The organism is Gellertiella hungarica (assembly GCF_014197145.1).
GTDB lineage: Bacteria > Pseudomonadota > Alphaproteobacteria > Rhizobiales > Rhizobiaceae > Gellertiella > Gellertiella hungarica.
In genome coordinates this window covers 142,252-165,167 of record NZ_JACIEZ010000001.1, presented here as the reverse complement: position 1 = coordinate 165,167, position 22,916 = coordinate 142,252, and the positions used below count along the sequence as shown (strand labels likewise).

Annotated in this window: 20 protein-coding genes; 14 read left to right on the top strand and 6 right to left on the bottom strand. The window is 64.9% G+C overall.

Going from position 1 to position 22,916, the window contains the following annotated elements; genetic code table 11:
- Positions 1–27: 27 nt before the first annotated feature.
- Complete coding sequence (locus GGR23_RS00745; RefSeq protein ID WP_183364196.1) at positions 28–2,475, bottom strand: GcvT family protein; 2,448 nt, start codon at positions 2,473–2,475, stop codon at positions 28–30.
- A gap of 302 nt (positions 2,476–2,777) precedes the next feature.
- On the opposite strand from GGR23_RS00745, the gene GGR23_RS00740 reads away from it, so the two are divergent.
- From GGR23_RS00740 to GGR23_RS00695, 10 genes are all read left to right on the top strand, one after another.
- Entirely contained in the window at positions 2,778–3,992 is a 1,215-nt protein-coding gene (locus GGR23_RS00740) for a mandelate racemase/muconate lactonizing enzyme family protein (protein ID WP_183364195.1), read from the top strand.
- 345 nt (positions 3,993–4,337) lie between these two features.
- A complete protein-coding gene (locus GGR23_RS00735; protein WP_183364194.1) occupies positions 4,338–5,249 on the top strand; it encodes an NAD(P)-dependent oxidoreductase in 912 nt (303 codons plus the stop codon).
- 4 nt (positions 5,250–5,253) lie between these two features.
- On the top strand, positions 5,254–6,897 hold the full coding sequence (locus GGR23_RS00730; RefSeq protein ID WP_183364193.1) for a GMC family oxidoreductase: 1,644 nt from the start codon (positions 5,254–5,256) through the stop codon (positions 6,895–6,897).
- Between the two features lie 76 nt (positions 6,898–6,973).
- Positions 6,974–7,927 carry a LysR family transcriptional regulator gene (locus GGR23_RS00725; protein ID WP_183364192.1) on the top strand — a complete coding sequence of 318 codons (954 nt, stop codon included), beginning with the start codon at positions 6,974–6,976 and terminating at the stop codon, positions 7,925–7,927.
- 25 nt (positions 7,928–7,952) lie between these two features.
- Entirely contained in the window at positions 7,953–8,861 is a 909-nt protein-coding gene (locus tag GGR23_RS00720) for a LysR family transcriptional regulator (RefSeq protein WP_183364191.1), read from the top strand.
- A 147-nt stretch (positions 8,862–9,008) separates the two neighbouring features.
- Positions 9,009–10,169 (top strand): ABC transporter substrate-binding protein, encoded by a 1,161-nt coding sequence (locus GGR23_RS00715; protein WP_183364190.1) that lies wholly within the window; start codon positions 9,009–9,011, stop codon positions 10,167–10,169.
- A gap of 168 nt (positions 10,170–10,337) precedes the next feature.
- Positions 10,338–11,327: an ABC transporter ATP-binding protein gene (locus GGR23_RS00710; protein ID WP_183364189.1), complete on the top strand. Its 990-nt coding sequence runs from the start codon at positions 10,338–10,340 to the stop codon at positions 11,325–11,327.
- Positions 11,324–12,277: an ABC transporter permease gene (locus GGR23_RS00705; protein WP_183364188.1), complete on the top strand. Its 954-nt coding sequence runs from the start codon at positions 11,324–11,326 to the stop codon at positions 12,275–12,277. Before GGR23_RS00710 ends, GGR23_RS00705 begins: the two co-directional genes overlap by 4 nt.
- Positions 12,267–13,079: an ABC transporter permease gene (locus GGR23_RS00700; protein WP_183364187.1), complete on the top strand. Its 813-nt coding sequence runs from the start codon at positions 12,267–12,269 to the stop codon at positions 13,077–13,079. The genes GGR23_RS00705 and GGR23_RS00700 overlap by 11 nt, the downstream gene beginning before the upstream one ends.
- A gap of 33 nt (positions 13,080–13,112) precedes the next feature.
- Positions 13,113–14,540 (top strand): gamma-aminobutyraldehyde dehydrogenase, encoded by a 1,428-nt coding sequence (locus tag GGR23_RS00695; protein WP_183364186.1) that lies wholly within the window; start codon positions 13,113–13,115, stop codon positions 14,538–14,540.
- A 239-nt stretch (positions 14,541–14,779) separates the two neighbouring features.
- Here the strand turns inward: GGR23_RS00695 and GGR23_RS00690 are convergent, their stop codons facing one another.
- Complete coding sequence (locus GGR23_RS00690; RefSeq protein WP_183364185.1) at positions 14,780–15,457, bottom strand: DUF1345 domain-containing protein; 678 nt, start codon at positions 15,455–15,457, stop codon at positions 14,780–14,782.
- A 62-nt stretch (positions 15,458–15,519) separates the two neighbouring features.
- Complete coding sequence (locus GGR23_RS00685; RefSeq protein WP_183364184.1) at positions 15,520–16,254, bottom strand: SDR family oxidoreductase; 735 nt, start codon at positions 16,252–16,254, stop codon at positions 15,520–15,522.
- 187 nt (positions 16,255–16,441) lie between these two features.
- Between GGR23_RS00685 and GGR23_RS00680 the strand changes: the two genes are divergently transcribed.
- Both GGR23_RS00680 and GGR23_RS00675 read left to right on the top strand, forming a co-directional pair.
- On the top strand, positions 16,442–17,260 hold the full coding sequence (locus GGR23_RS00680) for an IclR family transcriptional regulator (RefSeq protein WP_183364183.1): 819 nt from the start codon (positions 16,442–16,444) through the stop codon (positions 17,258–17,260).
- A 91-nt stretch (positions 17,261–17,351) separates the two neighbouring features.
- Positions 17,352–18,188: an amidohydrolase family protein gene (locus tag GGR23_RS00675; RefSeq protein ID WP_183364182.1), complete on the top strand. Its 837-nt coding sequence runs from the start codon at positions 17,352–17,354 to the stop codon at positions 18,186–18,188.
- A 72-nt stretch (positions 18,189–18,260) separates the two neighbouring features.
- Here GGR23_RS00675 and tal read toward each other — a convergent pair whose 3' ends face one another.
- The 3 genes from tal to GGR23_RS00660 form a co-directional block, all read right to left on the bottom strand.
- Positions 18,261–19,217, bottom strand: a complete 957-nt coding sequence (gene tal, locus GGR23_RS00670) for a transaldolase (RefSeq protein ID WP_183364181.1) — start codon at positions 19,215–19,217, stop codon at positions 18,261–18,263.
- A 304-nt stretch (positions 19,218–19,521) separates the two neighbouring features.
- The gene (locus tag GGR23_RS00665; protein ID WP_183364180.1) at positions 19,522–20,412 is read right to left on the bottom strand and encodes a methylated-DNA--[protein]-cysteine S-methyltransferase; all 891 of its coding nucleotides are present in this window, start codon (positions 20,410–20,412) and stop codon (positions 19,522–19,524) included.
- A gap of 60 nt (positions 20,413–20,472) precedes the next feature.
- A complete protein-coding gene (locus GGR23_RS00660) occupies positions 20,473–20,970 on the bottom strand; it encodes a DUF2244 domain-containing protein (protein ID WP_183364179.1) in 498 nt (165 codons plus the stop codon).
- A 22-nt stretch (positions 20,971–20,992) separates the two neighbouring features.
- Here GGR23_RS00660 and nth point away from each other — a divergent pair, with 22 nt between their 5' ends.
- A complete protein-coding gene (nth, locus tag GGR23_RS00655) occupies positions 20,993–21,787 on the top strand; it encodes an endonuclease III (protein ID WP_183364178.1) in 795 nt (264 codons plus the stop codon).
- Positions 21,788–22,009: 222 nt separating this feature from the next.
- Positions 22,010–22,840 carry a MurR/RpiR family transcriptional regulator gene (locus tag GGR23_RS00650; RefSeq protein ID WP_183364177.1) on the top strand — a complete coding sequence of 277 codons (831 nt, stop codon included), beginning with the start codon at positions 22,010–22,012 and terminating at the stop codon, positions 22,838–22,840.
- Positions 22,841–22,916: the final 76 nt, after the last annotated feature.

Genomic DNA, 22,916 nt, shown 5'->3' with positions numbered 1-22,916 from the left:
AAGCCGGCTTCACAATCATGAAAAAGGTCAGGCGCGCACCCGTTCGGCGCGCGGGTCGTACATGGGCTTCAGCGAGGCTTCCGCCTTCACCCGGCGGCCGGCGATCTCGATCTCGTAGGTCGAGGCGAGCACCTCCTCCTCGCTCTCGCCCCGGCAGGGCACGTAGCCGAGGCCGATGGCCCCGCCGAGATGATGGCCGTAATTGCCCGAGGTGACGATCGAGACGATCTTGCCGTCACGCACCACCGCCTCGTTGTGGAAGAGCAGCGGTTCGGGATCGGTGAGCCGGAACTGCACCAGACGGCGGTCGAGCCCTGCTTCCTGCTTGCGCAGCACCGCCTCGCGGCCGATGAAGGCAGGCTTTGCCGTCTTCACCGCAAAGCCGAGGCCCGCTTCCAGAACGTGATCCTCGTCGGTGATGTCGTGGCCGAAATGGCGGAACGCCTTTTCGATGCGGCAGCTGTCCAGCGTATGGATGCCGCAGAGCTTGAGGCCGAGGTCGGCGCCAGCCTCTTCCAGCGCCTCGAAGACATGGGCCGTCTGGTCGGTGGAGACGTAAAGCTCCCAGCCGAGCTCGCCGACATAGGTGACACGGTGCGCCCGGGCGAGCCCCATGCCCACCTCGATCTGCCGCGCCGTTCCGAAGGGATGGGCGGCATTGGAGAAATCGTTCGGGCTGACGCGGCGCATCAGGTCGCGCGCCTTCGGCCCCATGATGCAGAGAACCGATTCCGCCGCCGTCACATCCGTGACGACAACGAACTCATCGGCGATATGTTTCCGGAGCCAGGCAAGATCGCGTTGCAGGGTTGCACCCGGAACCACCAGCAGGAAGGCGGTTTCCGAAAGCCGCGTGACGGTGAGATCGCTCTCGATCCCGCCGCGCTCGTTGAGCATCTGGGTATAGACGATGCGCCCCGCCGCCACGTCCATCTCGCCGGCGCAAAGCCGCTGCAGGAAGGAGAGCGCATCCCGGCCCTCGACCCTGATCTTGCCGAAGGAGGTCATGTCGAAGAAGCCGACGCCGTTGCGCACCGCGAGGTGCTCCTCGCGCTGGTTCTCGAACCAGTTCTGGCGCTGCCAGCTGTAGCGATATTCCCGCTCCTGTCCGGGCTTGGCGAACCAGTTGGCGCGCTCCCAGCCGGCGACTTCGCCGAAGACCGCACCGCGGGCCTTCAGATGTTCGTGCAGCGGCGTGCGCCGCACGCCGCGGGCCGTTGCCATCTGGCGGTAGGGGAAATGATCGGCATAGAGCAGCCCGAGCGTTTCGGTGACCCGCTCCTTCAGATAGCGGCGGTTCTTCTGGAAGGGCTGGGCGCGGCGGATATCCACCTCCCAGAGATCGAAGGGCGGCTCGCCGTCGTTCATCCACTGGGCAAGCGCCATGCCGGCGCCGCCCGAGGAGACGATACCGATGGAATTGTAGCCGGTCGCCACCCAGTAGTTCTTCAGCTCCGGCACCTCGCCGAGATAGTAGCGGTCGTCCGGCGTGAAGCTTTCCGGCCCGTTGAAGAAGGTGTGGATGCCCGCCGTCTCCAGCATGGGCATGCGCTTGATCGCATCTTCCAGGATCGGCTGGAAATGGTCGAAATCGTCGGGCAGCTGGTCGAAGCAGAAGTCCTCGCGGATGCCCTCCATGCCCCAGGGCTTGGCCTTCAGCTCGAAGGCGCCGACGAGCATCTTGCCCGCATCTTCCTTGTAGTAGGTCGCCTCGTCGGGCACGCGCAGCACCGGCAGGCGCGTGAGGCCCGGGATCGGCTCGGTGACGATGTAGAAATGCTCGCAGGCATGCAGCGGCACGGTCACGCCCGACGTGCCGGCGAGATCGCGGGCCCACATGCCCGCGCAATTAACCACATGATCCGCCTCGATCGTGTAGGTCTCGCCCTCCTGCACGCAGGTGACGCCCGTCACGCGGCCGTCCTTGTGTGTCACCGAGGTCACCTTCACGCCCTCGATCACCTGTGCCCCGTTCTGCCGCGCGCCCTTGGCGAGCGCCATGGCGATGTTGGCCGGATCGCACTGGCCGTCGAGCGGCAGATGCACGCCCGCAACCACGTCGGCGACGTTGAGATGCGGATACATCTCCTTGATTTCCTGCGGGGAGATCTCGCGCACATCGACATTGAAGGCGCGGGCGAGCGAGGCCTGCCGGAAGAGTTCTTCCTTGCGCTCGTTGGTGAGCGCAACCGAGATCGACCCGCACTGGCGCATGCCGGTGCCGATGCCCGTCTCCGCCTCGAGCTTGACGTAGAGATCGGCGGAATATTTGGCGAGACGGGTCATGTTCTGCGAGCCGCGCAGCTGCCCGATCAGCCCCGCCGCGTGCCAGGTCGTGCCGCAGGTCAGCTGCTTGCGCTCGAGCAGCACCACATTGGTCCAGCCAAGCTTTGCAAGGTGATAGGCGACCGAACAGCCGGACACGCCGCCCCCGATGATGACCACCCGTGCCTTTGACGGTACCGCCTTTGCCATGCCTTGCCTTCCCCCATCCCGACGCTGTTCCGGAAGGGCGGCGATCAAGGCCGGCAACCGTCCGGCAGATCCGAACCGCCCTTTTCCCGGCGCCAATTTGGCCCGGCGGCTCCGGCCGCCGCAAACAAAGGAATTCAAGCCATAGGCCATGTTTCATTTGTAGGAGTGCGCTTCCCGATGAAATTGGCCCGCGAGATGACGCCACGCACAAACAAAACCGCCCCATAGGTCAAATTTCGTGGGCTTGTCATATAAGCGGCGGATGGCTCACCTTCCTGCATGCCCGAGGAGGATGCCAGCTCATGAAAATCACCGGTCTCAAGACCTTCATCGTCGGAAATCCCTCGCCCTTCGCAGGCGGCCGCTATTTCATCTTCGTCAAGCTCGTCGCCGACAACGGACTGGAGGGGCTGGGGGAAGTCTATGCCGCCTCCTTCAGCCCGAAAGTGGTGGAAGCGATGGTGCGCGACATCTTCGAATACCACCTGCTCGATACCGATCCCTTCCGCATCGAGACCTTCTGGCGCAACGCCTATGGGCGCGGCTACTCCCAGCGCCCCGACATCTCGCTGATGGGCGTCATCTCCGGCCTGGAAATGGCCATGTGGGACCTCGTCGGCAAGGCGACGGAAAAGCCGGTCTACGAGCTGCTCGGCGGCAAGGTGCACGAGCGGCTGAGAAGCTACACCTACATCTACCCCGATTTTGCCGCCGGGGAACATGCCTATTCGGACAGCAAGGCCTACAGCGACCCGGATACGGCTGCGGAGCGGGCGTTGCATTACGTTCGCCAGGGCTTCACCGCGGTGAAGTTCGATCCGGCCGGCGCCTATTCCACCTTCGATCCGCGCCAGCCGAGCCTGGAGCGCATCGAGATTTCCCGGAAGTTCTGCGCCCGCATCCGCGAGGCGGTCGGCACCTCCTGCGACCTGCTCTTCGGCACCCATGGCCAGTTCACCACCTCGGGCGCCATCCGCCTCGGCAAGGTGCTGGAGCCCTATCTGCCGCTCTGGTTCGAGGAGCCGACGCCGCCGGAAATGCCCGAACAGATGGCGGAAGTGGCCCGTGCGGTGTCGATCCCCATTTCTGCCGGCGAGCGTCTCTGCACGAAATACGAATTCCAGCGGGTGCTGCAGCTCGGCGCCGCCTCGATCATCCAGATGAATCTCGGCCGTGTCGGCGGCATTCTCGAGGCGAAGAAGATCGCCGGCATGGCGGAAGCCCATTACGCGCAGATCGCCCCGCATCTCTATTGCGGTCCTGTCGTCGGCGCCGCCAACATCCAGATTTCCGCCTGCAGCCCGAATTTCCTCATCCTCGAAAGCATCGAGCGCTGGGACGGTTTCCAGGCAAGCCTGCTGAAAAAGCCGATCCAGTGGGAAGAAGGCTACGTCATCCCGCCCTCCGGTCCCGGCCTCGGAGTCGAGCTGAACGAGGAGGTGGCGCTCGCCCATCTCTACGAGGGAAGCGCGCTGCATCTCGTGCCCACCTTCGGGCCGGTCGGACGGGGGGAGTGAGCGGGTAGAGTATGCGGCACCGCAACCCCCGCACGGCGTCGAGTTTGTGGTACCGCACCCCCCTCTGCCCTGCCGGGCATCTCCCCCTCAAGGGGGGAGATCGGGATGGGGATTCTTGGGGAAGTCCCTCGCAAACGTCTCTGCAAATGAGACGCTTGTTATTTGGGGAAACCAAAAGACCACGGTCGATCTCCCCCCTTGAGGGGGAGATGTCCCGGCAGGGACAGAGGGGGGTGCGGCGCGGCAAATGCAACGCCGCGCAAGGCATAGGCGGGGATGCAGCACAACACACCGCACACCGCGCGCCCGCATACACGGCATGAACAACAAGACAGGGGAAACATCATGCATTACGGTTTCATCGGCCTCGGCAATCTCGGTCGCAATCTGGCGGGCAGCCTGATCCGCAACGGGTTCAGGGTCACCATCACCGACATCGACCGGAAGAACGGCGAAAAGCTGATCGAGAAGGGCGCGGTCTGGGCATCGTCGGCACGGGAAGTGGCCGAGAAGGTGGATGCCGTGATCACCTGCCTGCCCTCGCCCAAGGTGTCCGAACAGGTGCTGACCGCCCCGGACGGCATTCTGGCGGGTCTGAAGAAGGGCGCCACATGGATCGAGATGTCGACGCTCGATACGGATGCGGTCACACGACTCGCGAAAATCGCGGCCGAGGGCGGCATAAGGATGATGGAAGCGCCCGTAACGGGAGGCGTGCATCTGGCCGCCAGCGGCGAAATCACCGTCATTGCCGGCGGCGACAAGGACCTGTTCGAACTGCACGGGCCCGCCTTCAAGGCCATGGGCAAGCGCATCTTCCATGCGGGCGATCTCGGCAAGGCGGCGGTCATCAAGGTCATCACCAACATGCTCGCCTTCATCCATCTCTGCGCCACGGGCGAGGCATTGATGCTGGCGAAGAAGGGCGGCATCGATCTCACCCAGGCCTTCCACATCATCGCCGCCTCGTCCGGCAATTCCTTCGTGCACGAGACGGAGGGTCAGGTGATCCTCAACGGCTCCTACAACATCAACTTCACCATGGATCTGGCGCTGAAGGATCTGGGCTTTGCGCTTGGCTTCGGCCGCGAATTCGGCGTGCCGCTGGAGCTTGCCGGGCTCGTCGAGCAGACCTTCGTGCGGGCCAAGGCCATGTATGGCGGCGATGCCTGGTCGAGCCAGGTGGTGAAGCTGCTGGAGGACGCGACCGGCACGGATCTGCGCGCCCCCGGTTTCCCGGCAGAGCTGGAGGCCTGAGCCTATGGCAGGCCCGAAGGCAGCACCCTCGCTCGGGCGCTTCGACTACATCGTCGTCGGCGCGGGTTCGGCAGGCTCGGCGCTCGCCGAAAAGCTCTCGCGCAACCCCGCGATCCGTGTCGCGGTGGTGGAAGCGGGCGGCACGGACCGGCGCTTCTTCGTGCAGATGCCGCTCGGCTACGGCAAGACCTTCTACGACCGGCGGCTGAACTGGGGCTACCGGGCGGAGCCCGATCCCGGCCTTGCCGGCCAGTCCGACTACTGGCCACGCGGCAAGGTCATCGGCGGGTCGGGATCGATCAACGCCATGGTCTGGATCAGGGGCGCGGCCGCCGACTATGACGACTGGGCGGCGGAAGGAAATCCCGGCTGGGCCTTCCGCGACGTGCTGCCCACCTTCAAGGAGATCGAGGACAGCGAGGCGGGCGAGGACGAATGGCGCGGACGCGGCGGGCCGATCCACATCACCGATCCCTCCGACATGCTTCACCCCCTCACCCAGCGCTTCATCCGGGCGGGTGTGGAGGCGGGCTTTCGCTACAACGACGATTTCAACGGGCCGAGCCAGGAAGGGATCGGCATCTACCAGATCAACACCAAGGGCGGCTGGCGCTGTTCCTCCGCCCGCGCCTTCCTGTGGCCCGCCATGCGGCGGCCGAACCTGGCCCTCTTCGCGCGCACCATGGTCACCCGCCTGATCCTGAAGGACGGCCGCGTGACCGGCATTGCCGTGATCCGGCAGGGATCGGACGCCATCATCGAGGCATCCGGCGAGGTCATCCTCGCCGCCGGTGCGGTCAATACGCCCCATCTCCTGCAGCTTTCCGGCATCGGCAGGGGCGAGGACCTGAAGGTCGCGGGCCTTCCCATCGTCCACGAAAGCCCCGCCGTCGGCCATCATCTGCAGGATCACCTCGGCATCAACTACAGCTACCGGGCCAAGGGCGAGAGCCTCAACGCCCAGCTGCGCTCCTTCTGGGGCAAGCTTGCCGTCGGCACGGATTTCCTGCTGCGCGGGGGGGGGCCCCTCAGCCTCAGCCTCAATCAGGGCGGCGGTTTCGTCAAATCGCGGCCGGGGCTGGAGCGGCCGAACATCCAGCTCTACCTGCAGGCCATCAGCACCTTCACCGGCAAGGTGGGCACCCGGCCGCTGCTGACGCCGGACCCGTTCCCCGGCTTCAATCTCGGGCTCTCCTCCTGCCGGCCGACGAGCCGCGGAACCATCCTTGCCCGTTCGCCCGATCCCTTCGAGGCGCCGGCCATCCGCCCCAACGCCTTCGGCACGGAGGAAGACCGGCGGGACATGCTGGAGGGCGTCAAGCTGCTGCGCCGGATTGCGGCCCAGCCGGCACTAGCCGCGATCATCGAGGAGGAGCTGGCGCCAGGGCCAAAGATTTCGGGCGACGAGGAACTCATGGAGGATTACCGCCGCCGCTCGGGCACGGTCTATCATGCCTGCGGCACGGCCCGGATGGGGCCGGACCCGGCAAGGGCGGTCGTCGACAGCAGGCTGAAGGTCCATGGCCTGCAAGGCCTTCGGGTGGCGGATGCATCGGTTTTCCCGTCGGTCATTTCCGGAAACACCAATGCCGCGGCCATCATGATCGGCGCCAGGGCGGGAGACCTGATCCTTGCGGACCGACCCTGAACGACGGCGCGGCTCGCTTCCCATGGCCGATCATTTATGTATAGAATTGGGCTCCGACCATACAGCATCGCGTGCAATGTCCGATACCCTTCAACCGACCGGCTACCACCTGCCGCCGCTTCCCTGGCTGCGTGCCTTCGAGGCTGCCGCGCGCCATTCCAGCTTCACTGCCGCAGCCGAGGAACTGAACCTCACGCAGGCCGCCGTCAGCCATCAGGTCCGTTCGCTGGAAAAGCACCTCGGCGTCACGCTCTTCGAGCGCCTGCCGCGCAGTCTCCGGCTGACGGAGATGGGGGCCGCCTATCTGCCGCCGCTTCGCCGATCCTTCGGCGAACTGGCCGCGGCGACCGCCGGGCTTTTCGGCACCTCCTCGAAGCGCACCCTCACCATACGCGCACCGATCTCCTTCCTGGGGCTCTGGCTGTCGCGCCGCATTCCGAGTTTCCTCGCCGCCCATCCGGAAATCTCGATCCGCCTTGTGTCGGTCGTCTGGTCCCATACGGACCCGGACGAGGCTACCGATATCGACATCCGCCTCGGCGACGGCATCTGGCCCGGCTATACCGCCTACCTGCTGCTCCAGTCGTCCTCGATCGCGGTGTGCCACCCGGATCTCGTGAAAGACATGTCGACGAAGGAAGGCATCGAGCAGCTCATCCGCCGCATGCCGCTGATCCACGTCACGGGCTATGAAAACCTGTGGCACCGGTTCCTGAAGCCGCTCGGCATCAACCCGCCGAACAGCGAGGGGCTGAACACCGATACCTCCATTGCGGCACTGGAATATGCGGCCGCCGGCGTGGGTCCTGCCGTGGTTCTCTCCTGCCTGGCGGAAACGGCGCTGTCGACGGGCAGGCTGGTGCGCTGCCTTCCGGGAACCGTCAGCATCGAGCAGGGCCACTACCTGCTGACGACGGAGGGCAAGCGCCGGCCAAACCCCGATGCGGTGAAATTCCGTCAGTGGCTGCTCGACGAGGCGGCGAAGAACCCCTTGAGCATTCCCGCCGGCCCCGAACCGGTCATCACGTGAGGCGCGTGGCGCCGGGAGGGGTCTGATGGCTTTCACCCTGAGGCAATTGCAGTATTTCGTGGCAGTGGCCGAACTGGGCTCCGTCACGCGCGCTGCCCACAGCCTGTCGATCTCGCAATCTTCCGTGACGGAGGCCATCCGGGAACTCGAATCCGATCTCGGCGTCGAGCTCTTCGAGCGCCACTCCCGGGGGCTTTCGATCACCCACAACGGACACCAGTTCCTGCGGCACGCGACGAAGATCCTCGCCACCGTTTCCGATGCGCGGAACAGCTTTTCCACCGAGCGCAGCCAGTCGACCGGCAGCCTGAACATCGGCGTCACCTCGCTGGTGGCCGGTTACGTGCTGTCCGATCTTCTCGCCCGCTATCGCCGCGCCTGCCCCGAGGTCGAGGTGACGGCGATCGAGGACAATGGCAGCTATCTGGAACACCTGCTCATCGGCGGCGAACTCGACGTGGCGGTCATGGTGATCTCGAACCTGCGCGACCGCATGGCGCTGCAGGCGGAAATCCTCGAGACTTCGCCCTATCGCCTCTGGCTTCCGCTCGGACATCCGCTCGTGAGTGCCGAGATCATCGGCGTGCAGGACATCGCGCGCGAACCGCTGATCATGCTCACCATCGACGAGATCGAGGAGAATACGGGCAAGCTTCTTTCCGCGCTCGGCGCAAGACCGCATGTCGCCTTCCGCACCCGCTCGGTGGAAGCGGTGCGAAGCCTCGTGGCGACCGGGGCGGGCATCGCCCTCCTGCCGGATCTGGTCTACCGCCCCTGGTCGCTCGAAGGCGACCGCATCGAAAGCCGCGACGTGTCGGGCTCGCTTCCGGTGGTGCAGGTGGGCATCGTTTGGCGCAAGGGCTCCAGTCTTCCGCAGGCCGCGCGCGATTTTGTCGGCATCGCCGAGACGCTCCGCAGCGGCCGGCAGCGCTGAGGCCGACGTTCTTAGCGCCGAGCGGAGCGGACACTATCGGATTTTCCGATACCGACATTCTGATTAATGAATTTGCGAAAGCTGAGGTTTTTCGCCACTCTCCCCATCGAGCGGAACTCTTACAAGAACGCCAAACGGGAGAAGACCATGAAGAAACTACTGAAAGCCTGCACTGGCCTCGTTGCGGTCATGAGCCTTGCCACGCAGGCCGTTGCCGCAGAAGCGCTGAAGGAGTTGGGCAAGGGCGAGGGCGAACTTTCGATCGTCGCCTGGGCCGGCTACATCGAGCGCGGGGAAACCGACAAGAATTACGACTGGGTCACCGATTTCGAAAAGGAAACGGGCTGCAAGGTCACCGTCAAGACCGCGGCCACCTCCGACGAAATGGTGGCGCTGATGAACGAGGGCGGCTTCGACCTCGTCACCGCCTCCGGCGACGCCTCGCTGCGCCTGATCGCCGGCAAGCGCGTGCAGCCGATCAACACCGATCTCATTCCCAGCTGGAAGTCGCTCGACGAGCGCCTGCAGAACGCGCCCTGGCACACCGTCGACGGCACCCACTACGGCACGCCCTATGTCTGGGGTCCGAACGTGCTGATGTACAACACCGATGCCTTCAAGGGCGAAGCTCCGAAGAGCTGGAAGGTGGTCTTCGAGGAAACCACCCTGCCGGACGGCAAGTCCAACAAGGGCCGCGTGCAGGCCTATGACGGCCCGATCTACATCGCCGACGCCGCCCTCTACCTGATGGCCCACAAGCCGGAACTCGGCATCAAGGATCCCTACGAGCTGAACGAGGACCAGTACAAGGCCGCTCTCGACCTGCTGCGCGGCCAGCGCGAGCTCGTCTCCCGCTACTGGCACGACGCCATGATCCAGATCGACGACTTCAAGAACGAAGGCGTGGTCGCCACCGGTTCCTGGCCGTTCCAGGTAAACCTGCTTGCTGCAGAAAAGGCCAAGGTCGCCTCCACCTTCCCGGAAGAAGGCGTGACGGGCTGGGCCGACACCACCATGCTGCATGCCGACAGCGAGCATCCGAACTGCGCCTACATGTGGATGGAACATTCCCTGAAGCCGAAGGTTCAGGGTGACGTCGCCGCCTGGTTCGGCGCCGTGCCGTCCGTGCCGGCAGCGTGCAAGGGCAACGAACTGCTTGGCGACGCCGGCTGCGAAACCAACGGCTTCGGTCACTTCGAGCAGATCAAGTTCTGGCGCACCCCGAAGGCAAAGTGCGAAACCCAGGGTGAGTGCGTTCCCTACCACCGCTGGGTATCCGACTATATCGGCGTGATCGGCGGCCGCTGATTTTGCCAGGGCCTCCGGTCTCCGGAGGCCCTATCCCGCCAAGTGACGCGGGAGAGGATCGATCTCTACCATCAGTCTGTGCGGACAGTCCGGCGCGGAAACGCCCCCGTCTTGCCGCATGAAACCCGCTTGCCCGCGTGCGGGCAGGCCGCCCCTTTTGGAGCAACCATGACCCCCGCCGTCGAATTCATCCATACGTCCCGTCACTTCGGCGCCGTCCGCGCCGTCGACGATGTCAATCTCGCCGTGAAGCCCGGCGAATTCTTCGCCATGCTCGGCCCCTCCGGTTCGGGCAAGACCACATGCCTGCGCCTGATCGCGGGCTTCGAGCAGCCGACCGGCGGCGAAATCAAGATCTTCGGCGAACCTGCCGGGGGCGTGCCGCCCTACCGGCGCAACGTCAACACCGTTTTCCAGGATTACGCGCTCTTCCCCCACATGAGCATCCTCGACAACGTCGCCTACGGACTGATGGTCAAGGGCGTCGACCGGCAGACGCGCTACCGGGAAGCGGAAAAGGCGCTCGAACTCGTCAAGCTGCCCGGCTATGGCAGCCGCAAGCCCGGCCAGCTGTCCGGTGGCCAGCGGCAGCGCGTGGCGCTCGCCCGCGCCCTCGTCAACAAGCCCCGGGTGCTGCTTCTCGACGAACCGCTCGGCGCGCTGGACCTGAAGCTGCGCGAGCAGATGCAGGAAGAACTGAAGACCCTGCAGCGCTCCCTCGGCATCACCTTCATCTTCGTGACCCACGACCAGGGCGAAGCCCTGTCGATGGCCGACCGCGTGGCGGTCTTCAACAACGGCAAGATCGTTCAGGCCGGCACGCCGGAAGAAATCTACAAGCGTCCGCAGAGCCGCTTCGTCGCAGACTTCGTCGGCTCGTCCAACGTCATCTCGCCCGAGGCCATGCAGCGCATGGGCGGCAAGGCGGAATGGGCAAGCCTGCGGCCGGAAGCGATCCGGCTGGTTGCCGAAGGCGGCGTTCCCGCGCAGACCCTCGTCAGCAATTTCCTCGGCTCCACCACCCGCCTCAGCGTCGAGGCGGAAGGCGTGCGGCTGCACGTGATGCTGCCGGCCGGGGAACGGGTGCCGGAACCGGGCGAGACCGTTCGCCTCGGCTGGAACCCTGCGGACGTGCACTACATGGATGGCGCGGCATGAGCACGGCAACCTCCAATTCCGCGGTTCTCGAGGGGCGCTCCGGCATCACGGCGCGGCTTTCGGACCTCTTCTGGCGCAGGCCGAACCTGCTTTTGATCCTGATGCTGAGCCCGCCGCTGCTGTGGCTCGGCATCATCTATATCGGTTCGCTCCTGTCGCTTCTGGCGCAGAGCTTCTTTTCGATCGACGAGTTCTCCGGCCTGATCGTCTACGAATTCACGCTGTCGACCTACAAGCAGCTGCTGCTTGCCTCGAATTTCGACATCATCCTGAGAACGGTCGCCATGGCGACGCTGGTGACGGTCGCGTCGGCCATCATCGCCTTCCCGATCGCCTATTACGCGGCGCGCTATGCGCACGGCAAATGGAAGGCGCTCTTCTATCTGGGCGTGATGCTGCCGCTCTGGTCCAGCTATCTCGTGAAGATCTATGCCTGGAAGCTGATCCTCGCCAAGGAGGGCATCCTCACCTGGGGCTTCGAGCAGCTGCATCTCACCTGGCTGCTGGAAGGCATCCTCTCCCTGCCCGTGATCGGCGGCAATTCGCTGTCCGTCAGCTATCTCGGCACCTTCATCGTCTTCGTCTACATCTGGCTGCCCTACATGATCCTGCCGACGCAGGCCGCGCTGGAGCGGGTGCCCTCCAACCTCATCGAAGCGGCGGGCGACCTCGGGGCAACGCCGAACCAGACCTTCCGCACGGTGCTTCTGCCGCTGGCCCTGCCGGGCGTGATCGCGGGCTCGATCTTCACCTTCTCGCTCACGCTCGGCGACTACATCATCCCGCAGATCATCGGTTCGTCGAGGCTCTTCATCGGGCAGGCGGTCTACACCCAGCAGGGCACAGCCGGCAACGTGCCGCTTGCCGCCGCCTTCTCCGTCGTGCCGATCCTGATAATGGCCGTCTATCTCTGGGCTGCCAAGAAGAAGGGAGCCTTCGATGCGCTCTGACCGTCACACCGCCTCTCCGGCGCTGAAGATCGCCGCCATCGGTGGCCTGCTCTTCCTGCACCTGCCGATCCTGCTGATCTTCGCCTATGCCTTCACCACGGAAGAGAAGAGCTACCAGTGGCCGCCACCGGGCTTCACGCTGAAGTGGTTCGGTGTGGCCTGGGAGCGGCCGGATGTCTGGCAGGCGCTGACCCTCTCGCTGAAGGTGGGCGCCATCGCCACGGCCATCGCGCTGGTGCTCGGCACGCTCGCGGCGGCGGCAGTCTCGCGCTCGAAGTTCTTCGGGCGGGAAGCGATCTCGCTCCTCGTCATCCTGCCGATCGCCCTGCCCGGCATCATCACCGGCATCGCCCTGCGCTCCGCCTTCTCGATCCTCGACATCCCCTTCTCGATGTGGACGATCATCCTCGGCCACGCCACCTTCTGCGTCGTCGTGGTCTACAACAACGCGGTGGCCCGGTTCCGGCGCACCTCGGGCTCGCTGATCGAGGCCTCCTACGATCTCGGGGCGGACGGCTTCCAGACGTTCCGCCACGTGATCCTGCCCAACATCGCGACCGCGCTGCTGGCAGGCGGCATGCTGGCCTTCGCGCTCTCCTTCGACGAGGTGATCGTGACCACCTTCACCGGCGGCCAGCAGTCCACCTTGCCGATCTGGATGCTGGAAGAGCTGATCCGTCCGCGCCAGCGGCCTGTCACCAACGTGGTGGCGATGATCGTGGTGCTCGCGACCTTCCTGCCCATCCTGGCAGCCTACTACCTCACCCGCGACGGCGACCAGATCGCCGGCGGCGGCAAATGACACTCCAATCTGCACATGCCAAGGGAGACTACCATGGACACGCAAATGCTGATCGGTTCCGCCTTCGAAGCGGGCACGGAAACCGAGGAACAGATCTTCAACCCGAAGACCGGCGAAACCATCCTGAAGATCGCCGAAGCCTCGCTGTCGCAGCTCGACCAGGCGGTGGATGCGGCCGAGAAGGCTTTCGCGAGCTGGTCGCAGACCACGCCGGCCCAGCGCTCGGCCTATCTGCTGCAGATCGCCGACGCCATCGAGAGGGATGCCGACGGCTTCGCGGCGCTCGAAGCGCTGAACTGCGGCAAGCCGATCAATGCGGTGAAGAATGACGAAATCCCCGCCATCGTGGATTGCTGGCGCTTCTTTGCCGGCGCGGTGCGCTCGCTTCATGGCCCTGTGGCCGGCGAGTATCTGCCCGGTCACACCTCGATGATCCGTCGCGATCCCATCGGCATCATCGGCTCCATCGCGCCGTGGAACTATCCGCTGATGATGATGGCCTGGAAGCTTGCACCCGCCATCGGCGCCGGCAACACGGTCGTCTTCAAGCCGTCGGAACAGACGCCGCTGACGGCGCTGAAGCTCGCCAAGGTGCTTGCCGACATCCTGCCGGAGGGCGTCGTCAATGTCGTGCTCGGCCGCGGCGAAAGCGTCGGCAACGCGCTGATCAACCATCCGAAGATCGCGATGGTCTCGATCACGGGCGACGTCGCGACCGGCAAGAAGGTGCTCGCGGCAGCCTCCAAGACCGTCAAGCGCACCCACCTGGAACTCGGCGGCAAGGCCCCGGTCATCGTGCATGCCGATGCCGATCTCGAAGCCGTCGTCGCCGGCATCCGCACCTTCGGCTATTACAATGCCGGCCAGGACTGCACCGCCGCCTGCCGCATCTATGCGGATGCGAAGATCTATGACCGTCTCGTCGCCGATCTCTCTTCGGCCGTCTCGACCATCAAGCTCAACCAGGCCGACGACACCGAAAACGAAATCGGCCCGCTCATCTCGCGCCGCCAGCGCGACCGCGTGGAAAGCTTCGTTTCCCGCGCCGCGGAGCTGAAGCACATCGAGATCACCGCCGGCGGCAAGGTGCTGGGCGACAGGGGCTATTTCTTCCAGCCGACGGTGGTGGCCGGCGCGCTGCAGGACGACGAGATCGTCCGCCGCGAAGTCTTCGGCCCTGTCGTCTCCGTCACCCGCTTCGACGAGACGGATCAGGCGATTGCCTGGGCCAATGACAGCGACTACGGCCTTGCCTCCTCCGTCTGGACCAAGGACATCTCGCTCGCCATGAAGACCGCCTCCCGCCTGCAGTATGGCTGCACCTGGGTGAACACCCACTTCATGCTGACCAATGAAATGCCCCATGGCGGCGTGAAGCAGTCGGGCTATGGCAAAGACATGTCGATCTACGCGCTGGAAGACTACACCGCCGTCCGCCACGTGATGATCGCGCACGGATAATCGATGGCGGGGCCTGGCGTTCTCCACGTCGGGCCCCGCGATCTTCGGGGAACCGCAGGCCATTGCGGCAATACGTTCTGCCGGACGTTCGCATCTGAAGCCGTCATCCTCGGGCTTGTCCCGAGGATCTGCCGACACTTCCTCAAATTCCGCTCTCGCGCCCACAAAGACAGGGGACAGATCCTCGGGACAAGCCCGAGGATGACGGCAGACAATGCTTCAGGCCCTCCTCAAGGCCTTCAGATCAAGCTCGCGCCCACATTTACTGCCAACGCCAGGATCGTCGTGTTGAACAGGAAGGACAGGATGGAATGGGCAAGCACCAGCCGCCGCATGGGCATGCTGGTGACGGAGACGTCGGCGGTCTGCGCCGCGACGCCGATGGTGAAGGAGAAATAGAGGAAATCCCAGTAGACGGGCTCGCTGCAATCCTCCGGGAAGCGAAGCCCCCGCGCCGCGCCCTCGTTCGCGTAGAAGGTATGGGCGTAATGCACCGTGAAGAGCGTGTGCACGAAGATCCATGACAGCACCAGCGTGCCGACGGTCTCGATGGGCCTTGCGGAGAAGGGATGGGCGGGAGACTGGTGAACCCCCTGCAGCAAGAGGAAGATTACCGAAAGGCTCGCCACGGCCGAAACCAGCGAGAAGAACAGGATCTGGCTGTCGGGAAGGTCGATGTCGTTGGCCCGGCGCTTCATCCGTGCAACCGTGCTGGTGAGCATAAAATACCAGCTGACGACGAGATAGGCGAAGACGCCCACATCCCAGCCGATCACCAGATTGTCGGCGCTGAAGGAGCCGGTATGCAGGACCAGCCATGCCGTCACCCCGACGCCGAGCCCGATGATGAGCGCCGGGTGCAGGCGGAACAGCGCCCCGCCCGACCATTTCACGTCCCGCTGACCGTCATCCGCCATGCCGCACCCGCCTCCCGCATCGACACAGCTCTAGCGCAGGATGGGACGGAGCAAAAGCGGGCTCAGTTCGACCAGCCACCATCGATGATGTGGATCTGCCCTGTCGTGAAGGCGGCCTCGTCGCCGGCAAGGTAGGTCACCAGCGCCGCGATCTCCTCCGGCGTGCCGATCCGCCCCATGGGCTGGCGGGCAATGAAATCGCCGAGCGCCTTCTCGTAGTCGCCCGTCGCCCGCAGCCGGTCATGCAGCGACGGGCTGTCCACGGTGCCCGGGCAGATGGCGTTGCAACGGATGCCCCGGGTGACGAAATCCGCCGCGATGGATTTGGTCAGTCCGATGACCGCGGCCTTCGAAGCGCAATAGGCGAAACGGTTGGGCACGCCCTTCACGCTGGAGGCGACCGAGGCCATGTTGAGGATGGATCCCCCGCCCTTGGCGAGCATGCCCGGCAGCACCGCCTTGCAGAGCCGGAACATGGCCTTGGCATTCAGGTCGAAGGAGAAGTCCCAATCCTTTTCCTCGCAGTCGAGGATGGTGCCCGCATGAACGAAGCCGGCACAGTTGAAGAGCACGTCCACGGTGCCGAGGCCTCCGACGAATGCCCGGACCTCATCCCCGTCAAGCACGTTGAGCCTTTCCTTCTGCGCCCCTTCGAGGCTCGCCAGCGCATCCATGTTGATGTCGGTGGCAACGACATGGGCACCGAGGGCAACGAAGCGCTCCGCCGTCGCGCGGCCGATGCCCTGCGCCGCGGCCGTCACCAGAACCGTCCTGCCTTCCAGACCGTGATGTGCCATTGCCATTGCCCTCCCTCCGATGCCGCGCAGGATCGAATGCCTGCGCCATGATCCCGCGGGAGACGGGCTCCCGGGCAGATCGATCCTCCGCTTTGCAAATATGGGAAGACCATTTATATGTAAACAGCGAGACGCTGCGGCGTCAAGGCGGGACCGCAGCCGATTTGCAGGCGCCCGCCATTCCTATATGAAGACGAAAACATCGATCGGGAAGACGGCCTTGGCCACGGAAGACGAAACGGAACGCTACCGCGCCCCCGCCCTCGACAAGGGGCTGGATATCCTCGAACTGCTTGCCCATACGGATGGCGGGCTGACACAGGCCGAGATTGCCAAGGCGCTGAACAAGAGCCCCAACGAGTTCTACCGGATGCTGGACCGTCTGGTGCGCCGCGGCTATGTGGAGCGGCAGGGCGGCGACCGCTTCTTCCTCACGCTCAAGCTCTTTGGCCTGGCGCATTTCCATGCGCCGGTGCGGCGGCTTGTGTCCTTTGCCACACCCATCATGCGCGAGTTTTCCAACAAGGCGGAGCAATCCTGCCATCTCGCCGTCTACGATCGCGGCTCGGTCGTCGTGATCGCCCAGCAGGACAGTCCCACCTACTGGGGCATTTCGATCCGCGTGGGGGCCAGCATCAGCCTTTACAACACCGGCTCCGGCCATGTGCTTCTCGCCTTCCGGGACGCCGGACAGCGGGCCATGATGATGAGCGAACAGGAGCGCCTGAAACAGGAAACGCGCCGGCCGGACGATTTCGAGGCACGGCTGGAGCAGATCGTGGCGCGCGGCTTCGAAACCATGGACAGTCTGCAGACTGCGGGCGTCCGCAACATTTCCGCGCCGGTCCTGTCCCTCGATGGCAATGCCCTTGCGGCCCTCACCTGCCCCTATATCTCGCCGCTGACCCCGGGCGCGCCGCGCTTCGAGGACGTGATTGCCCATGTGAGGTCGGCTGCGGAGCAGATTTCGGACATCGTCGCAGGGCGAGCCGAGACGGAGATCTGACGCCTTCCGCTTTTTCTATTTGAATGAACTATTTTTCCGTGAGTATAGTCTTGCCGCATCGGGCCCGGAGGGCCCGCGGGAGGATTGACGGATGTTCGTGGATAGCCATCTCCACCTGATCGACAGGTCGCGCCTGTCCTATCCCTGGCTTGCCGGGGTGGAAGCGCTGAATCGGGATCATCTCTACGATGCCTATGCCCGCGAGGCGCGCCGGGCCGGCATCACCGACGTGCTGCACATGGAAGTGGACGTGGCGGAAACGGATATTTCGCAGGAAACCCGGATGGTGGCGGATATTGCCGCTGCGCCGGGCTCGCTGATCCGCGGCGCGATTTCCTCCTGCCGGCCCGAAAGCCCGGATTTTCCCGCCTTCCTCGACCAGTCGCTGGCCGATCCCTTCGTCAAGGGGTTCCGCCGCGTGCTGCATGTCGTTCCGGATGAGGTGTCCGAAGGCGCCCTGTTCCGCGAAAACATCCGCCGCCTGTCCGGCACGCGGCTGACCTTCGATCTCTGCACGCTGCCGCATCAGGTGGAGAAGGTTCTCGCCCTCCTCGATCTCGCCCCCGACGTTACCTTCGTCCTCGATCATTGCGGCGTGCCGGATATCGCCTCCGCCGCCCATGAAGGCTGGGCGAGAGGCATTGCCCGCGTTGCCGAGCGGCCGAACGTGACGGTCAAGCTTTCCGGCATCGTCGCCTATGCCGATCCCGGCAGCTGGGAGGTGGCGACGCTCCGGCCCTATGTGGATACGGTGCTGGAATGCTTCGGTCCGGCGCGCATGGTCTGGGGCAGCGACTGGCCGGTCGTGACGCTGGGCGGCACGCTGTCCACCTGGGTGGCGGCGACGCATGCGCTTCTCGCCGATCTCGCCCCCGATGACCGCAGGGCCATTCTCGGGCTCAATGCCCGCCGGATCTGGTCGCTCTGACGAACGGCGGGTACCCATGAAAAAAGGCGCCGCGCGGGGCGGCGCCTTGCCTGTCTGCGGAAACGGTCCGGTTCAGGCTGCCATTTCCTTGGCGACCATGCTGCGCAGCGCAACGAGGTCCTTGGCAAAGAGGCGGATGCCTTCCGACAGCTTCTCGGTCGCCATGGCATCTTCGTTCATCATCCAGCGGAAGGTCTTCTCGTCCATCGTGACCGGGGCTTCGGCTTCCGCCTTTTCCGGCGAGAGGCGGCGTGCAAGGGTGCCTTCGGCCTTGGAAAGCTCGTCCAGCAGCGCCGGGCTGATGGTCAGGCGGTCGCAACCGGCAAGGGCCTCGATCTCGCCCGCATTGCGGAAGGAAGCGCCCATCACGATCGTCTTGATGCCGTTCGCCTTGTAGTAGTTGTAGATGGCGCGGACCGACTGCACGCCCGGATCCTCTTCCGCGGTGTAGGTCTGGCCGGTCGACTTGGCGTACCAGTCGAGGATGCGGCCCACGAAGGGCGAGATGAGGAAGGCCCCGGCATCGGCGCAGGCAATCGCCTGGGCCTTGGAGAAGAGGAGCGTCAGGTTGCAGTCGATGCCTTCCTTCTGCAACTGCTCGGCGGCCCGGATGCCCTCCCAGGTGGAGGCGAGCTTGATGAGGATGCGTTCGCGTGCAATGCCGCGCGCCTCATAGGCCTTGATGATGGCCCGGCCCTTCTCGACCGAGGCATAGGTATCGAAGGAAAGGTCGGCATCGACTTCGGTCGAGACGCGGCCCGGCACGAGGCCGGCCAGTGCCGCCCCGACGGAAATCGCTAGACGGTCGGCCACGGCGGCCACCACCGCTTCCGCGGAGCCGCCCTGGCTCTTGCCCCAGGCAACGGCTTCCTTGATCGCATCGGCGAACATCGGCGTTCCCAAGGCCTTCAGGACGATGGTGGGGTTCGTGGTGCAATCCACCGGTTTCAGGCGGGCGACCGCCTCGATGTCGCCGGTATCGGCCACCACGGTGGTCATGGCGCGGAGCTGGTCAAGCTTGGAAGTCATGGGATCCTGGTCCTTGTGATGCTTGAAGACGATAGTCTGTGGAGGCGGTGCGGAATGGAGCGGGGAAAGCAGGCGGTCTCTCAGCCGCGATAGCCCGCAAGGCGGCCAAACCGGACCCGCCAATATCGCCGGGCAAAGGGCACGCAAACGCCGAAAAGGCCCCGTGGGCCTTTCACTGCCTGCGATGTCGCACCTGTCGAAACCATCGATATCCTCCCCGGGGCTGGCCCGGTGTCGCGATCCGACTATCGCCACCGAGCCGGCCGCTTGTCAAGCACGCCGGCGGGCCAAGGGGTTCGGTGGCTCAGGCCTCCGCGAGGATGCCGTTTGCCCGCGCGGCTTCCCAGCCGAGCATGGCACGCTTGCGGGTGAGACCCCAGTGGTAGCCGGTCAGCGCGCCGCTCTTGCCGAGCGCCCGATGGCAGGGCACCACGAAGGACAGGGGGTTGCGCCCTACAGCCGCGCCGACGGCCCGGGAGGCGGTCGGCTGCCCGATATCGCGGGCGATGTCCGAATAGGTGACCGCCCGTCCAAGCGGAATGCGCAGCAGGCTTTCCCAGACCCGCACCTGGAAATCCGTTCCTATCAGCACAACGCGCAAGGGTTGGTCGCTGTTCCAGCTGGCGGGATCGAAGATGCGCCCGACATAGGGGGCCGTCAGCGCCTGATCGCGGACGAATTCCGCATTCGGCCAGCGCTCCGCCATGTCCCTGAAGCAGGCCTCCTCGTCGCCGTCCGCGAAGGCGAGACCGGCAAGGCCCCGCTCCGTCGCCATCACGAGGGCGAGGCCGAAGGGAGAGGGATGGAAACCCCAGCGAATCACCAGCCCGCCGCCCCTCGCCTTCCATTCGCCGGGCGACATCGCCTCATGGGTGACGAAGAGATCGTGGAGCCGGCCCGGTCCGGAAAGACCGACCTCCAGCGCGGTTTCGAGAAGCGGCAGGCCCTCCGTGGCGAGAAGCCGCTTGGCGTGGTCGAGCGTGACGGCCTGCAGGAAGGCCTTGGGCGAAAGGCCGGCCCAGCGGGTGAAGGTCTTCTGCAGCTGCGTCGGCGACTGGCCGAGCCGCCTGGCGATCTCGTCCAGGCTGGGCTGGCTGCGATAATCCTCGGTGACGAGCTCGATCACCCGGCTGACCGTTTCGTAATCGCTGCCCTCGGGGGTGATGTCCTTGTAGATGGCCTGATTGATGGTCATGGTCGTTCTCCTTGAGGCCCAGAGAACACCGAAAGCCCCGCTCCCGCCACCCGTTTCTTGTCAGATCCGGCGCTTGACGGTGGCAAGCGCGCCGGTCAGCGCCTTGGCGAAGCTCTCCCGGTCGTCGAGGTTCAGGAAGGAGCCGATATCGGTGCGCCGGCCTTCCCCGGAGAGCAGCATGGAAACGATGCCGATATCCGTATGCCGCTTCACGTCGAAACGGGCACGAAAGGGATTGAAGCCGATCTCCCTGGCCTGCCCCGAGGGCTTGATCTTGCGCACCAGAAGGCGGGTGCGCGAGACGAACACCTCCTCGCGCTCCAGGCCCGCGCGGTAGTTCAGATAGAAGGCGCCGTACAGCAGGGCGAAATCGATGCCGAAGAACAGCGCCACCGGCCAGGCGCCGCTCATCAGGAAGACGGCCACATGCGCCACAGTCAGCACGCCCGTCAGCAGCATGAGAACCTTCCAGCCCCGCCGCCCGAGCGAACGGTGCGGCACCAGCTCGGCCGCAAAGACCGGATGTTCGTTGATCAGCTCGCCGTTGATTTCCGTCATCGCGTCTCGCTATAGGTTTTCCATGAAGACACCGAAGCCGGAATCCAGCACCGAAAATTGGAAAAAGTCAAACGCGACAGGACGCCGCAAAGGGGCAGCCGCGCAGAAGGCAGGCGCCTCGCGCCGGCGCCGGACCTCGCTCACCGCCTATAGCGAGGCGGAGATCCGCGAGATCTTCCGCCGCTTCTCGATCGTGCGGCCCGAACCCAAGGGCGAGCTCGAGCATGTAAACCCCTTCACGCTGGTGGTGGCGGTGGCGCTGTCCGCGCAGGCGACGGATGTCGGCGTGAACAGGGCGACCCGCGACCTCTTCAAGGTGGCGGACACGCCGCAGAAGATGCTCGATCTCGGCGAGGAACGGCTGATCGGCTACATCAGGACCATCGGCCTCTACCGCAACAAGGCAAAGAACGTGATCGCGCTCAGCGAGAAGCTCATCCGCGATTACGGCGGCGAGGTGCCGCGCACGCGCGAGGAGCTGATGACGCTGCCCGGCGTGGGACGCAAGACGGCGAATGTGGTGATGTCCATGGCCTTCGGCATCCCCACCATGGCCGTGGATACCCATGTCTTCCGCCTCGGAAACCGGCTGAAGCTCGCCCCCGGCAAGACGCCGGACGAGGTGGAGGACAAGCTGATGCGGATCATCCCCGAGGACTACCTCTTCCACGCCCATCACTGGCTGATCCTGCACGGACGCTATTGCTGCAAGGCGCGCCGGCCCGAATGCGAGCATTGCGTCATCGCCGACATCTGCAAGTTCGAGGGCAAGACGGCCGATGTTCCCGTTCCCCTGCCAGGCCCCCAGCCCGGCTGACACCGGACCCGCGCCGTGTTCCGAAAACCTTGCCCCCGTTTCAACAGAGGCGAGACGCGATACGTTTTTTGCAATTTTTCTGCGGTTATCCACAAATCCCACTTGTAAACAAAGAATATCCTTATATAAATTGACGCTTAATGAGATACGTGGGGTAGTGGTTAGCCTGAGGATTTTCCAAGGCTTTCCCGAACACACGAGCATGCGGGAGCTCGGGGACTGTTGGACAGCTTGTTTGAAAAATTCAACCAAAGCCTGAAAAGTGGCACCCCGGCGGAGAAGCGCCTTGCCCGCTACTACCTCGAGCATCCGGCAGACATCTCCTTCGAGACGGCGGCAACCGTGGCCGACAGGCTCGACCTCAGCCCCATGACGGTCGGCCGCTTCCTGCGGGCCATGGATATCGAGTCGCATCAGCTGCGGCAGGTTCGCACCAGCGCCGCCGCGGCATCGGCCGAGGTGGCCCATGCCAATCCCGGTGTCAGCGAGCCGCAGCGCGGTTTCGACCACCTGCGTGACCAGGTGGAATCGCTCCACCAGGTCCAGGCTCTCCGGGCAGAGCCGGCCTGGCGCCAGATGATCGAACTTCTTGCGCGGCCGGCAGAGGTCTTCGTCGCATCCTGGGGCCCGACCCAGCCGCTGGCAGCCCATTTCGCCTGCCGCCTTGCCGAAGTGCGCGATCGCGTGCGCCACGTCGACGGCACGGATGGCATCTATCTCGAACTGCTGGCGACCCGTCGGGACGACGGGCTGCTGACGGTGCTGGACGACCGTGTCGGGGCATCGCGCCTCGAGCGGCTCTGTCGCGCGGCGAAGGAAACGGGCCTGCGCGTGCTGCTCTTCACCCATCGCATGCGCGTCGAGCCGGCGCAGGCCGCCGACATGGTCATCCGGCTGCCCGCATGTCCCCGCGGCAGCGCGATGGACCCCATCGCGGTGGCAGCGCTCATCGAGCTTGCGGTCCATGGCATCGGCGCCGCGAAGGGGCCGCTGGCGATGGAGCGGGCCGGGCGGGTGGCAGAGCTTCAGACCTATTTCGAAGCGGGCGCCTGAGGCGTCGGACTCCCGTACCGGGTCGCCGTGCGGGCAGGACGCCATGCCGGGCTGCCGCGCGATGAGGTCGGTTTAG